This is a genomic window from Rhodococcus sp. NBC_00297 (assembly GCF_036173065.1).
Lineage (GTDB): Bacteria > Actinomycetota > Actinomycetes > Mycobacteriales > Mycobacteriaceae > Rhodococcoides.
In genome coordinates, this window is the sequence record NZ_CP108041.1 from 653,717 (window position 1) to 667,576 (window position 13,860).

Consider the following 13,860-nt stretch of genomic DNA (forward strand, 5'->3'; position numbering starts at 1 on the left):
AGTCAGGCCGTCTCGGTGATGGGACGGTCGACCCAGCTCATGAGGTCGCGCAGCTTCTTGCCCGTGACCTCGATGGGGTGCTCGGCGTTCTGCTTGCGCAGGCCCTCGAGCTCGGTGTTGCCGTTCTCGACGTTGGCCACGAGGCGCTTGGTGAACTCGCCCGACTGGATGTCGGCCAGGATCGCCTTCATGCGCTCCTTGGTGCCGGCATCGATGACGCGCGGCCCGGAGAGGTAGCCGCCGAACTCCGCGGTGTCGGACACCGAGTAGTTCATGCGCGCGATGCCGCCCTCGTACATGAGGTCGACGATGAGCTTGAGCTCGTGCAGCACCTCGAAGTACGCCATCTCGGGCGCGTAGCCGGCCTCGACCATGACCTCGAAGCCGGTCTTCACCAGCTCCTCGGTACCGCCGCACAGCACGGCCTGCTCACCGAAGAGGTCGGTCTCGGTCTCTTCCTTGAACGTGGTCTTGATGACGCCGGCACGCGTGCCGCCGATGCCGCGGGCGTAGGACAGCGCGAGAGCCTGGCCCTCACCCTTCGGATCCTGGTCGACGGCGATCAGGGCGGGAACACCCTTGCCGTCGACGAACTGACGGCGCACGAGGTGGCCGGGTCCCTTGGGGGCGACCATGCCGACGGTGATGTTGGCCGGGGCCTCGATGAGCTTGAAGTGGATGTTCAGGCCGTGGCCGAAGAACAGCGCGTCGCCGTCCTTGAGGTTGGGCTCGATGTCGTCCTTGAAGATCTGCGCCTGGGCGGTGTCCGGAGCGAGCAGCATGATGACGTCGGCCCACTCGGAGACCTCCGCCGGCGTACCCACGCCGAGGCCCTGCTCGGCAGCCTTGTCACGCGACTTGGAGCCTTCCTTCAGACCGATACGGACGTCGACGCCCGAGTCGCGCAAGCTGAGCGAGTGCGCATGGCCCTGGCTTCCGTATCCGATCACAGCGACCTTGCGGCCCTGGATGATCGAGAGATCGGCATCGTCGTCGTAGAACATCTCGACTGCCACTGTGGTTTCCTCCTACATCTGTCCCGGTCGCATGTGACCGGGTAATCGAAACTACTGGGTTGGGTGACTAGCGGGACGCGGTGATGGACTTTGGTCCACGACCCACCGCGACGACGCCGGACTGGACGATCTCGCGAACACCGTACGGGTCGAGCATCCGGAGCAACGCCTCGAGCTTCGAGCGGGTACCGGTCGCCTCGACGGTGACTGCCTCCGGCGAGACGTCGATCACCTTGGCGCGGAACAGGTTCACCGTCTCGATGACCTCGCTCCGCACGCTCGCGTCGGCGCGGACCTTGATGAGCACGAGCTCACGGGCGACCGACGAATCGGCTTCCTGCTCGACGATCTTGATGACGTTGACGAGCTTGTTCAGCTGCTTCGTCACCTGCTCGAGCGGGAACTCGTCGACCGTGACGACGATGGTCATGCGCGAGATCTCGGGAACCTCGGTGCCGCCCACCGCGAGGGAGGCGATGTTGAATCCGCGGCGCGAGAACAGCGACGCCACGCGTGCGAGCACGCCCGGCTTGTCCTCGACGAGCACGCTCAGGGTGTGACTGGTGCTCACAGGTCGATGCCTTTCGAATTCGCGCCCTGGGCCGCCTCGGTGACGTCGCCGACCGAGCCGGGCTCCTGCGCCGCTTCCTCGTCGTTGTCGAACAGAGGACGGATGCCGCGGGCGGCCATGATCTCGGAGTTGCCGGTGCCCGCAGCGACCATCGGCCACACCTGGGCGTCCTTGCCGACGATGAAGTCGATGACGACCGGGCGATCGTTGATCGCACGCGCCTGCGCGATCACCGCGTCGACGTCCTCCTCACGCTCGCACCGCAGTCCGACGCATCCCAGCGCCTCGGCGAGCTTGAGGAAGTCGGGGATGCGGACGGCGCCGTGCGTGCCGAGCTCGGTGTTGGAGTAGCGCTCCTCGTAGAAGAGCGTCTGCCACTGCCGCACCATGCCGAGGTTGCCGTTGTTGATGACGGCGACCTTGATCGGGATGCCCTCGACCGCACAGGTCGCGAGCTCCTGGTTGGTCATCTGGAAGCAGCCGTCACCGTCGATGGCCCAGACCTCGGTGTCGGGCAGACCCATCTTGGCGCCCATCGCGGCCGGGACCGCGTAGCCCATCGTGCCGAGTCCACCCGAGTTGAGCCACGTCCGCGGCTTCTCGTAACTGATGAACTGAGCGGCCCACATCTGGTGCTGTCCGACCCCGGCGCAGTAGATCGCGTCGGGTCCGGCGAACTTGCCGATCGACTGGATCACGAACTCAGGCGACATCGCACCGTCCGACGGACGGTCGTAGCTCAGCGGGTAGGTGCGCCGCACGTTGTCGAGGTAGGTCCACCAGTCGGCGAGATCCAGCGCGGTGCCGGTGGCCTGGTCCGCGCGGATCGCCTCGATCAGCTCGACGATGACCTCGCGGCAGTCACCCACGATCGGCACGTCGGCGAACCGGTTCTTGCCGATCTCGGCGGGATCGATGTCGGCGTGGACCACCTTCGCCTCGGGGGCGAACGAGTCGAGCTGCCCGGTCACGCGGTCGTCGAAACGAGCGCCGAGCGTGATGAGCAGATCGCTCTTCTGCAGTGCGGCGACCGCGGCGACCGTTCCGTGCATGCCGGGCATGCCGAGGTTCAGGTCGTGGCTGTCCGGGAAGACGCCCCGCGCCATCAGTGTCGTCACGACGGGGATGCCGGTGAGCTCCGCCAGCTCGAGGAGCTCGGGCGACGAGTTCGACTTGATGATGCCGCCGCCGCAGTACAGCACCGGCTTCTTCGCTGCCGCGATGAGCCGCGCGGCCTCACGCACCTGCTTGCCGTGCGGCTTCGTCACCGGGCGGTAGCCCGGCAGCTTCATCTCCGGCGGCCACGAGAAGGTGGTCTGCGCCTGCAGGACGTCCTTCGGGATGTCGACGAGCACCGCGCCCGGTCGTCCGGAGGACGCCAGGTAGAAGGCCTCGGCGATCATGCGCGGGATGTCGAGCGGGTCGGTGATGAGGAAGTTGTGCTTGGTGACGGGCATCGTGATGCCCGAGATGTCGGCTTCCTGGAAGGCGTCGGTACCGATCAGCGCGCGGCCGACCTGTCCGGTGATGGCGACGACCGGGACGGAGTCCATCTGCGCATCGGCCAGCGGCGTCACCAGGTTGGTGGCGCCGGGACCGGACGTCGCGATGCACACGCCGACGCGGCCGGTGGCCTGCGCGTAGCCGGTGGCGGCGTGGCCGGCACCCTGCTCGTGTCGCACCAGCACGTGCCGGACCTTCGCCGAGTCGAGCAGCGGATCGTAGACGGGAAGTACGGCACCACCGGGAATGCCGAAGACGACGTCGACCTCGAGCTCCTCGAGTGCGCGGACGACGGACTTCGCTCCGGTCACGCGCTCGGGCGCGAGGGGACGACGCTGCGGCGTCGCGGACGGAGTGGGACGATCGGCGGCGGGCGGAGCCTTGCGTGGTGCCGGGCCGGGCCGGGCGGTGGGTGCGCTCACTGGTGCTTCCTTAGAACTTCATCCGGGCAAGAAAAAACCCTCGCCAGCAGATGCTGTACGAGGGTGGCGCGTCGTGGCTGAGCGTGAAGACGTTTCGGCTCAGGCGACGACGCGCCTGCCGATTACGAGGAACTCTTCACGCTTCACGCGTGTGACGTTAGGCGCGTGATGCGGTGCCAGTCAAACTTACCGAACTCGTTGTCCCATTATGTGGGATGGCGTTATGCAGTGCGAAGATGGAGGGGTGTCGTCTTCGCAGCAGTCCGAACCACCGGTGACAGTCTCCCATACCGAGAGCCCCACTTCCGACGCCTCCCCCGCGGCCCCCACGGTGTTCCGCATCCCGGCCCTGGCGCTGTCCGGCGTGGCGCTGTTCCTGTTCGGGGTCACGTTCCCCGTGGTCGGGGCGCCGGAGCTCTTCGGGTGGATGCTCGCGCTCCCGGTCCTGCTGGGGTACTGGATCATCCGCGTCCGGACCACCGTCACTCCGGAGCGGTTCGTCTCGCGCAGGGCGTTCCGTTCCACCACGGTGCCGTGGTCGTCCGTGACGGGACTGCTGTTCCCGAAGCTCGGGTGGGGCAAGGCGACCCTTGAGGACGGCTCGACCGTCCGGATGCCGGGCGTGACCGTCGACAAGCTCCCGCTTCTGTCCGCGGCGAGCGGCGGCGCGGTGCCGGATCCGTCGCCGGTCGAGGAGCCCGCTCAGGACGAGCCGGTCGAGGCCGAGTCCGCCGTCGAGCAGGACGAGGCCGAACCGCGGGCCTGAACGACCACAACTCGGCCGGATCGACGGAATCCCGTCGATCCGGCCGAGTTGTGGACGGTGACGCACGGATCAGGCGAAGGGGTCGGCGCCGTTCAGGAAGATCCACAGCGCTGCAGCACCGCCGATGCCGATGGCCAACGCGAGGAACGACCCGATGAAGGGGCGGCGCGCCCATCCACGTCCGCCGTCCACGGCGATCCGTCCGGGGCCCGTGAGGATGATGGACGCCGACGCCAGCACCAGCAGCGTCTCGTACTCGACACCTGCAGGGGCGAAGAACTGCAACCCCGGCTCGCCGACCTGACGCACGAGCCAGGCGTTGATCATGACGGCGAGGACTGCGGCACCCGCGAGAGGCGTGGCCAGGCCGAGGATCAGCAGCGCACCGCCGGCGACCTCGCCGACCGCACCGAGAATGGACAGCAGACGTGCCTGGTCGTAGCCGGACCCGGCGACGATCTCCTGGAAGCCCGAGAGCCCGGGACCGTCGAACCATCCCGTGAGCTTCTGCAGACCGTGCACCAGCACGATCGCGCCGACGCTCACGCGCAGGATCAGCAGTCCGAGATCGAGCGTGCCGCGACGCTCCGGGACCACCTCGGGCCGCACCTCGGCCGGGGTCGCCGTGCGATCGGTTCCTGCCACCGGGATCGCGCGCGTCGCGCTGTCGTCGTAGGCCGGTTCGGTGCGACCCGCCGTCGTCGTGTCACCGGGGTAACCGGTGAGCTTCTCGGTGGGATGCGCGGTACGCGACCGGTCGGCGTCGAGTTCGTCGTCGGTGCGCGGGAGCTGTGCTCCGCTGCCCCCGCCTATCCGCTCGGTCGGCTGGTCGTAGGGACTCGCCGCCGGCTCGTAACCGGACGGGGAACGGCCTGTGTCATCGGACTTCTCACTCACGTGCATCAGCGTAGATGCGGCGGGCCCGTTCCCGGCGCAGGCGCGACCCGTACCGTGGGATCTCATGACAGTGGGTGGGACTCGGCGCGCGGCCCGGCGATCGTTCGTGCTCGGCGCGGCGGTGATGGCGATCGTCACGGCCTCCGCGGGATGCGCACGCTTCGACGACTCCGCCTCGACGGAGTTCTCCCCCGAACCCACGTTCGGCGCTGCCGACATCGAACCGGTGGAGCCGGGAGCGCCGGGTTCCAGCACGCCGCCCGCGCCGTCACCGGCCACCGGGCCCTGCGTGGATCCGGATCCCAACGTGGTCGCGACCTGTCTCGACACCCTGTCCGGCCTCGTCGTCCTCCCCGGCGGGGCATCGGCCCTGGTCGGCGAGCGTCGCACCGGCACCATCTTCCAGGTGGCTCCGGGCCAGGCACCCCGACCCGTCGTGACCGTCCCGGTCGACGGCGACGGCGACGGCGGACTGCTCGACATCACGCTGTCCCCCACCTACGACGAGGACCGCCTCCTCTACGCGTACATCACGACGGCGACCGACAACCGCGTGGTGCGCATCGCGGCGGGAGACGTCCCGAAGACCGTGCTCGCCGGCATCCCCCGCGGGACCACCAGCTCGGGTGCCCTCGATTTCTCGTCACCCGACGAACTCCGGGTGATCACCGGCGACGGGGGCGATCCCGCCGCTGCGGCGAACCCGGCGTCGCTCGCAGGCAAGGTTCTGGCCGTCACCGACCCGCGTGTCGACTCCACCTCGGCTCCCCGCGTCGTCATGAGCGGCATCGGCCGCGCCGGCGACGTCTGCATCGACGCCACGGGCAGCACCTGGGTGACCGATGCGACGGCCACCGAGGACCGGCTGTCCCGCATCACGCCCGAGGGTGCCGTCGTCAGTCCCGTGTGGACGTGGCCGGACAAGCCGGGCGTCGGCGGATGCGCGGCCGCACCCGGCTCGGTGGCCGTGTCGATGTCCGGTGCCCGTGCGCTGGCACTGGTTCCCGTGGACCCGGACACCAACGCGGTGACGACGCCGCCGACCCTCACCGCACAGGACCGGTACGGCCGCCTGCGTGGTGCGTCGCTCGGCGTCCAGGGCCAGGTGTGGGTGACCACCGTGAACAAGGACGGCGGCCAGCCGGTGCCGACGGACGACCGAGTGGTCATCGTGCCGGTGCCGGCCGGCGGCGGCGGGAGCGACTAGCGGGAAGGCCGGAGGCCGGTCGGTCGGTCGGCGGGGAGGCCGGTCGGTCGGTCGGACTCTCTAGCTGCAGGCGGCGATGACGAGTTCCTTGACTCGCGCGGGGTCGGCCTGGCCCTTGGTCGCCTTCATGACGGCACCGACGATGGCCCCGGCGGCCTGCACCTTGCCGCCGCGGATCTTCTCCGCGACGGAGGGGTTGGCCGCGAGCGCCTCGGACACTGCCGTCTCGAGCGCCGAATCGTCCTGCACGACAGCGAGTCCGCGTGCCTCGACGACGGCGTCGGGATCACCTTCACCGGCGAGTACACCGTCGACGACCTTGCGCGCGTTGGCGTTGGTCAGCGTGCGATCGGCGACGAGCGCCGCCACACGCGCGACCTGGACCGGGGTGATGGGCAGGTCCGCGAGGGTGACCTCGCGTGTGTTGGCCTGCTGGGAGAGGTAGGCGACCCACCAGCTGCGGGCGGCGTCCGGGGTCGCGCCGGCGTCGACGGTAGCCATGATGAGAGCGAGCGCATCCGCGTTGACGACGTCGCGCATGACCAGATCGGACCAGCCCCACTCCTTCTGGATGCGCGCGCGGGTGATCCACGGCGCCTCGGGAATGGTGGCGCGCAGTTCCTCGACCCAGGCGGCGTCCGGGGCGACCGGCTCGAGATCGGGCTCCGGGAAGTAGCGGTAGTCCTCCGCGGTCTCCTTCTTGCGACCGGGCGCCGTGCTGCCGTCGGCCTCCTGGAAGTGCCGCGTCTCCTGCACGATCTCGCCGCCGTCCGCGAGAACTGCTGCCTGACGGCGCATCTCGTAGCGGACGGCGACCTCGACGCTCTTGAGGGAGTTGACGTTCTTGGTCTCGGTCCGGGTGCCGAACTCGGTGGCGCCCTTCTCCATCAGCGAGACGTTGGCATCGCACCGGAGCGAGCCCTGGTCCATCCGCACGTCGGACACGCCGAGCTCGCGGATCAGTTCCCGCAGCGCGGTGACGTAGGCGCGGGCCACCTCGGGCGCGCGGTCGCCGGCGCCCTCGATGGTCTTGGTGACGATCTCGACGAGAGGCACACCGGCCCGGTTGTAGTCCAGCAGTGAGTGACTCGCTCCGTCGATACGACCGGTGGCGCCGCCGACGTGCAACGACTTGCCGGTGTCCTCCTCCATGTGGGCGCGCTCGATGTCGACCCGCCACGTGGACCCGTCGTCGAGCACCACGTCGAGATAGCCCTCGGTGGCGATCGGCTCGTCGTACTGCGAGATCTGGTAGTTCTTCGGCTGGTCCGGGTAGAAGTAGTTCTTCCGCGCGAACCGACCCCACGGCGTGATGGAGCAGTTCAGCGCGAGGCCGATCCGGATGGCGGACTCGACGGCAGCCGCGTTGACCACCGGCAGCGCACCCGGCAGGCCGAGGCACACCGGGCACACCTGGGTGTTGGGCTCGGCACCGAACTCGGTGGGGCACCCACAGAACATCTTGGTGGCGGTACCGAGCTCGACGTGCACCTCCATGCCCAGCACGGGGTCGTACCGGGAGATCACCTCGTCGTAGTCCATCAGGCTCGTCGAGTGCGATGAGGTGGCAGCAGTCATGGTGCCGAGTTTACTGCGGACCGGTGGGCCGAACCCCCTCGGTGTCAGCCGAAGAAGGCGGCCGCGTCCAGGTAGCGACTCTCGGGAACCCGCTTGAGCTGGCGGACGGCCTCCTCGAGGTCCACCAGGCCGATCTCGGCGCCCTGGAGGGAGACCATCTTGCCCTTCTCCCCTGCGTGCACGGCGTCGACGGCATTGACGCCGAAACGGGTGGCGAGGACGCGGTCGTACGGAGTGGGCTTGCCGCCGCGCTGCACGTGGCCCAGCACCGTGGTGCGGACCTCCTTGTTGATACGGCGTTCGATCTCGACGCCCAATTGCTGTGCGACACCGGTGAACCGGACGTGGCCGAACTCGTCGATTCCTCCGTCGCGGATCTCCATCGACCCCTCCTTGGGCGTCGCTCCCTCGGCGACGACGCAGATGAAGTGGGAGTCCCCGCGCTGGAACCGCTTCTTCACCAGATCGCACACCTCCTGGACGTCGAAGGGCTGCTCGGGGATCAGTGTCATGTGCGCGCCGGACGCGAGGCCGGAGTGCAGCGCAATCCAGCCGGCGTGCCGCCCCATCACCTCGACGAGCATGACGCGCTGGTGGGACTCGGCGGTGCTGTGCAGCCGATCGATCGCGTCGGTGGCGATGGTGAGTGCCGTGTCGAAACCGAACGTGACGTCGGTGCAGTCGATGTCGTTGTCGATTGTCTTGGGAACCCCGATGACGGGCACGCCCTCCTGCGACAGCCAGTGTCCGGCGGTCAACGTGCCCTCGCCGCCGATGGGGATGAGCACGTCGATGCCGTTGTCGTCCATCGTCTGCTTGATCTGGTCGAGCCCCGCCCGCAGCTTCTCGGGATTGACGCGTGCGGTCCCCAGGATGGTGCCGCCCTTGGTGAGCAGTCGATCGTTGCGATCGTCGTTGCGCAGTTGGATACGACGGTCCTCGAGCAGGCCGCGCCAGCCGTCGAGGAATCCGACCACCGACGACCCGTAGCGGGCGTCCGCCGTGCGTACGACGGCCCTGATGACCGCGTTGAGTCCCGGGCAGTCGCCGCCGCCGGTCAGTACTCCGATACGCATGGGTCGGTGCCTCTCGTTCGCGGGTGTCGACGCGGGGTCGCCGCGCACGATGCTCGTCACCATCTTGCTACCTCCGGCGCGCGGAGGCACGGTCGGATCAGATCGCGGACGGCTGGGGAAACTCTCCCCGTGCGGCTTCGTACGCCGCACCGACCCGGTAGAGGCGATCGTCCGCCATCGCCGGAGCCATGATCTGCAGCCCGACCGGGAGACCGTCCGCGAGACCGGACGGCACCGACATGGCCGGGTGACCGGCCAGGTTGGTCGGCAGGGTGCAGAGGTCGTACAGGTACATGGCGATGGGGTCGTCGACCTTCTCGCCCAGCGCGAACGCCGTCGACGGGGTGGTGGGCGACACCAGGACGTCCACCTTCTCGTAGGCACGATCGAAGTCCCGGGCGATGAGCGTCCGGATCTTCAGAGCCTGGCCGTAGTACGCGTCGTAGTAGCCTGCGGACAGCGCATACGTCCCGATCATGATGCGGCGCTTGACCTCCGGGCCGAACCCGGCGGCACGCGACATCGCCATGACCTGATCGGCACTGTGCGTTCCGTCGTCACCGACCCGCAGTCCGTAGCGCATCGCGTCGAAGCGGGCGAGGTTGGACGACACCTCCGACGGGAGGATGAGGTAGTACGCGGCGAGGGCGTGATCGAAGTTGGGGCACGACACCTCCACCACCTCGGCGCCCAGCGAGGTGAGCACCTCGACGGCGGCGTCGAAGGAGGAGATGACCCCCGGCTGATAGGCGTCCGAGTGCAGTTCCTTGACGACGCCGACGCGCACGCCCGTCAGATCTCCACCCGCGCCGCGGCGCGCCGCCGCGACGACGTCCGGCACCGCCGCGTCGACCGACGTCGAGTCGCGGGGGTCGTGTCCGGCGATGACCTGGTGCAGCAACGCGGTGTCGAGCACCGTCCGCCCGCAGGGACCGCCCTGATCCAGGGAAGAGGCGCAGGCGATGAGCCCGTACCGGGAGACGCCGCCGTACGTCGGCTTGCACCCGACGGTTCCGGTGACGGCGGCCGGTTGCCGGATCGAGCCACCGGTGTCGGTACCGATGGCCAACGGTGCCTGGAACGAGGCGAGCGCCGCGGCCGAACCGCCGCCCGATCCACCCGGCACCCGAGTGGTGTCCCACGGGTTCAGGGTGGGTCCGTACGCGCTGTTCTCGGTGGACGACCCCATCGCGAACTCGTCCATGTTGGTCTTGCCCAGCAACGGGATTCCCGCGGCACGCAGCCTCGCGGTGACCGTGGCGTCGTACGGCGAGACCCATCCCTCGAGGATCTTCGAGCCGGCGGTGGTGGGCATGTCCGTGGTGGTGAACACGTCCTTCAGCGCCAACGGGACGCCGGCCAACTCCGACGCGGGCGTCTCACCCGCGTCCAACGCGTCGTCGACGCGCTGGGCGGCGGCGATCGCCTCGTCCCCCGCGACGTGCAGGAAGGCGTGCAGCGTTCCGTCGACCTCGGCGATGCGATCGAGGTGGGCGCGAGTGACCTCCACGGCGGAGACCTCGCGGGTACGGATCTTGGCGGCCAGGTCGGACGCGGTGGACCGGATCAGATGGGTCTGCTCGGCGGCGGTCATCACTCTTCTCCCAGGATGCGCGGCACCGCGAAGCGGCTCTGTTCGGACGCGGGCGCCTCGACGAGGGCACTGTCCGGGCCGAGACCCGGGACGATGACGTCTGGCCGGGTGACGTTGGTCACAGCGAGCGGGCTCGCGGTGGCGTCGACGTCCGAGACGTCGACCTCCGACACCGCCTTCACGTGGCCAAGAATGGCGTCGAGCTGACCGGCGAACGCATCGAGTTCGTGCTCCTCGAGCGCGAGCCGGGACAGTCGTGCGAGGTGGGCGACCTCGTCGCGGGATATGGCAGACACGTCCGTCAGGCCCCCTTCGATTCGTAACGCATGCCGAGCAGCCTAGTTCGTGGCGACCACCCCACCGTCACGGCCTCGCGTCGTGGCGAGGGACGGCGAGCCCGGCCGTCCTCCACCTTCCCGTGAGCCGCGTGCGACTCGATGGAGACGGCGTCGAGTGCGAGGATGTCGGCGTGTCGTATCTCCTGCGGGTCCAGTTGCCCGACCGTCCGGGCAGTCTCGGGTCGCTCGCCGTCGCCCTGGGTTCGGTGGGGGCCGACATCCTGTCGCTCGACGTCATCGAACGCGGAGCCGGATTCGCGGTGGACGATCTGGTGGTGGACGTCGCGCCGGGCGCCCTCCCCGACACACTCATCACCGCGGCCGAGAAGCTCACCGACGTCCGCGTGGACTCCATCCGTCCCTACGCCGGCATCCTGGACACACACCGCGAGCTCGAACTCATCGATCAGGTGGCCACGGCGCACGACGACCGTCTGCAGGTGCTCGTGGACGGTGCGCCGCGGGTGCTGCGCGTCGGATGGAGCACCGTGGTGGGCATGTCGGATCACGGTCCGGCCGTCATCGTCGGCAGCTCCGGGGCGCCCGAGTCGCGGGCCGACGACATGCCGTGGATGCCCCTCGAGAAGCCGGCAGTCCTCGACCCGACCGGAGCATGGGTTCCGCAGTCGTGGAAGGACATGGACACCACACTGGCCGCGGCGCCACTCGGATCGTCGGGCACCGTGCTGGTGCTCGGACGACCCGGCGGACCGGACTTCCGACCGTCAGAGATCGCCCGGCTCGGCTACCTGGCCGGCATCGTCGCCACCGTCCTCGGCTGAGTCCGCCCCGGCGACCAGCGCGCGGGCCGCGTCGGGCCCCTCGCCGAGCAGCGTGCGGAACCCGTCCTCGTCGAGCACCGGAACACCGAGTTCGAGCGCCTTGTCGTGCTTGGATCCGGGCGCGTCGCCGACGACCACGAACGCCGTCTTCTTCGACACCGACGAGGCCGCCTTGCCGCCGCGGGCCAGGATCGCCTCCTTCGCGTCGTCACGCGTGAACGTGGCGAGCGATCCGGTGACGACGATCGACAGACCGTCGAGCGTGCGCTCGATACTCTCGTCGCGTTCGTCCTCCATGCGCACGCCCGCCGCCGACCACTTCTCCACGATGGCGCGGTGCCAGTCGACGTCGAACCACTCGACGACTGCGCGGGCGATGGTGGGGCCCACCCCGTCGGCGGCGGCCAGTTCCTCCTCCGTCGCCGCCCGGATGGCCTCGAGCGACCCGAAGCGGGCGGCGAGGGCGCGGGCGGCGGTCGGCCCGACATGGCGGATCGACAATCCGACGAGCACCCGCCATAGCGGCTGATCCTTGGCTCGCCCCAGGTTGTCCAGCAATCGCCGACCGTTCGCGGACAGCGCTCCCGCCTTGGTTCGGAAGAGATCCGTCCGGGTGAGCTGGTCCTCGGTGAGATCGAACAGATCGCCCTCGTCCTCGATCACCTGTGCGGACAGCAGCGCCGTCGCGGCCTCGTACCCCAACACCTCGATGTCGAATGCACCACGGCCCGCGACGTGAAAGACCCGCTCCCGCAACTGTGCCGGGCACGAGCGCGAGTTGGGGCAGCGGATGTCGGCGTCGCCCTCCTTGGCCGGTGCGAGCTCGGTTCCGCACTCGGGGCAGTGCGTCGGCATGACGAACTCCCGCTCGTCCCCGGTGCGCGCGTCGACCACCGGACCGAGCACCTCCGGGATCACCTCGCCCGCCTTGCGGATGACCACGGTGTCACCGATCAGCACGCCCTTGCGCACGACCTCGGACGCGTTGTGCAACGTCGCCAGGGACACCGTCGACCCCGCCACGAGCACCGGCTCCATGAACGCGAACGGCGTCACTCGCCCGGTGCGACCGACATTGACCCGGATGTCGAGCAACGTCGTGGTCGCCTCCTCCGGCGGATACTTGAAGGCGATGGCCCAGCGGGGTGCGCGGGACGTGGATCCGAGTCGGCGGTGCAACGCCATCTCGTCGACCTTCACCACGAGGCCGTCGATCTCGTGCTCGACCGAGTGCCGGTTCTCTCCCCAGTACTCCATGCGTTCGACCACCGCGTCCACGCCCTGCACCAGTGCGGTGTGAGTCGAGACCGGCAGACCCCAGGCGGCGAGCGCGTCGTACGCGACGGACTGGGCGGCGGGGGCGAAGCCCTCCATCCGGCCGAACCCGTGACAGATCATGCCGAGCCGCCGCCGCGAGGTGACCGCGGGGTTCTTCTGCCGCAGCGACCCCGCGGCGGAGTTGCGCGGGTTGGCGAACGGCGGCTTGCCCTGCTCGACGAGAGAGGCGTTGAGCGCCTGGAAGTCCTCGAGTCGGAAGAACACCTCGCCCCGCACCTCGAGCAGCGTCGGGACCGGGAACTCGTCCGACGGGGTGAGCACCTCGGGGATGTCGTCGATGGTGCGCGCGTTGAGCGTCACGTCCTCCCCGGTGCGTCCGTCACCGCGGGTGGCGGCGCGCACCAGTCGGCCGTTCTCGTACACCAGATTGAGCGCGACACCGTCGATCTTGACCTCGCAGAGGTAATGCAGGTTCTCCCCCGCCTCCACCTCGACCCTGCGCGCCCAGGCACGCAGCTCGTCCGCGTCGAACACGTTGTCCAGGGACAACATTCGCTCGAGGTGGTCGACAGCCGTGAAATCCGTCTCGAAGCCGCCACCGACGAGCTGCGTCGGCGAGTCGGGCGTCCGGAGATCCGGATGCTCCTCCTCCATCGCCTGCAGGCGCTTCAGCAACTCGTCGAACTGCCCGTCCGAGATGATCGGCGCGTCCCGCACGTAGTACCGGAACTGGTGACCGCGGACCTCCTCGGCCAGCGCGTCCCACTCCTGCTTCTGCTCGGGTGAGGCCGGGACCAGGTCCGGCGGTGTCTCGATCTCGTCCACGATCGCA

Annotated in this window: 12 protein-coding genes; 3 read left to right on the forward strand and 9 right to left on the reverse strand. The window is 69.1% G+C overall.

Going from position 1 to position 13,860, the window contains the following annotated elements:
- Positions 1 to 2: 2 nt before the first annotated feature.
- From ilvC to OG947_RS03030, 3 genes are all read right to left on the reverse strand, one after another.
- A complete protein-coding gene (gene ilvC, locus OG947_RS03020) occupies positions 3 to 1,004 on the reverse strand; it encodes a ketol-acid reductoisomerase (protein WP_027507014.1) in 1,002 nt (333 codons plus the stop codon).
- A gap of 79 nt (positions 1,005 to 1,083) precedes the next feature.
- Entirely contained in the window at positions 1,084 to 1,587 is a 504-nt protein-coding gene (gene ilvN / locus OG947_RS03025; protein ID WP_027507015.1) for an acetolactate synthase small subunit, read from the reverse strand.
- The gene (locus tag OG947_RS03030) at positions 1,584 to 3,512 is read right to left on the reverse strand and encodes an acetolactate synthase large subunit (RefSeq protein ID WP_051613648.1); all 1,929 of its coding nucleotides are present in this window, start codon (positions 3,510 to 3,512) and stop codon (positions 1,584 to 1,586) included. Before OG947_RS03030 ends, ilvN begins: the two co-directional genes overlap by 4 nt.
- 274 nt (positions 3,513 to 3,786) lie before the next feature.
- Here OG947_RS03030 and OG947_RS03035 point away from each other — a divergent pair, with 274 nt between their 5' ends.
- Positions 3,787 to 4,278: a PH domain-containing protein gene (locus OG947_RS03035; protein ID WP_162246770.1), complete on the forward strand. Its 492-nt coding sequence runs from the start codon at positions 3,787 to 3,789 to the stop codon at positions 4,276 to 4,278.
- Positions 4,279 to 4,347: 69 nt separating this feature from the next.
- Here the strand turns inward: OG947_RS03035 and OG947_RS03040 are convergent, their stop codons facing one another.
- Positions 4,348 to 5,181, reverse strand: coding sequence for a DoxX family protein (locus OG947_RS03040; RefSeq protein WP_328813083.1), 834 nt, complete (start codon positions 5,179 to 5,181; stop codon positions 4,348 to 4,350).
- 58 nt (positions 5,182 to 5,239) lie between these two features.
- Here OG947_RS03040 and OG947_RS03045 point away from each other — a divergent pair, with 58 nt between their 5' ends.
- Positions 5,240 to 6,382 (forward strand): PQQ-dependent sugar dehydrogenase, encoded by a 1,143-nt coding sequence (locus OG947_RS03045; RefSeq protein WP_328813084.1) that lies wholly within the window; start codon positions 5,240 to 5,242, stop codon positions 6,380 to 6,382.
- Positions 6,383 to 6,442: 60 nt separating this feature from the next.
- Here OG947_RS03045 and gatB read toward each other — a convergent pair whose 3' ends face one another.
- From gatB to gatC, 4 genes are all read right to left on the reverse strand, one after another.
- On the reverse strand, positions 6,443 to 7,960 hold the full coding sequence (gatB, locus tag OG947_RS03050; protein ID WP_328813085.1) for an Asp-tRNA(Asn)/Glu-tRNA(Gln) amidotransferase subunit GatB: 1,518 nt from the start codon (positions 7,958 to 7,960) through the stop codon (positions 6,443 to 6,445).
- Between the two features lie 44 nt (positions 7,961 to 8,004).
- Positions 8,005 to 9,036, reverse strand: a complete 1,032-nt coding sequence (locus tag OG947_RS03055; protein ID WP_027507019.1) for an ATP-dependent 6-phosphofructokinase — start codon at positions 9,034 to 9,036, stop codon at positions 8,005 to 8,007.
- Between the two features lie 97 nt (positions 9,037 to 9,133).
- The gene (gatA, locus tag OG947_RS03060; RefSeq protein ID WP_328813086.1) at positions 9,134 to 10,630 is read right to left on the reverse strand and encodes an Asp-tRNA(Asn)/Glu-tRNA(Gln) amidotransferase subunit GatA; all 1,497 of its coding nucleotides are present in this window, start codon (positions 10,628 to 10,630) and stop codon (positions 9,134 to 9,136) included.
- Positions 10,630 to 10,926: an Asp-tRNA(Asn)/Glu-tRNA(Gln) amidotransferase subunit GatC gene (gene gatC, locus OG947_RS03065; RefSeq protein ID WP_328813087.1), complete on the reverse strand. Its 297-nt coding sequence runs from the start codon at positions 10,924 to 10,926 to the stop codon at positions 10,630 to 10,632. Before gatC ends, gatA begins: the two co-directional genes overlap by 1 nt.
- Before the next feature lie 173 nt (positions 10,927 to 11,099).
- On the opposite strand from gatC, the gene OG947_RS03070 reads away from it, so the two are divergent.
- Positions 11,100 to 11,750 carry an amino acid-binding protein gene (locus OG947_RS03070; protein ID WP_027507022.1) on the forward strand — a complete coding sequence of 217 codons (651 nt, stop codon included), beginning with the start codon at positions 11,100 to 11,102 and terminating at the stop codon, positions 11,748 to 11,750.
- On the opposite strand, the gene ligA is transcribed toward OG947_RS03070, so the two are convergent.
- A complete protein-coding gene (gene ligA / locus OG947_RS03075) occupies positions 11,694 to 13,844 on the reverse strand; it encodes an NAD-dependent DNA ligase LigA (RefSeq protein ID WP_307109699.1) in 2,151 nt (716 codons plus the stop codon). The genes OG947_RS03070 and ligA overlap by 57 nt on opposite strands.
- Between the last annotated feature and the right edge of the window lie 16 nt (positions 13,845 to 13,860).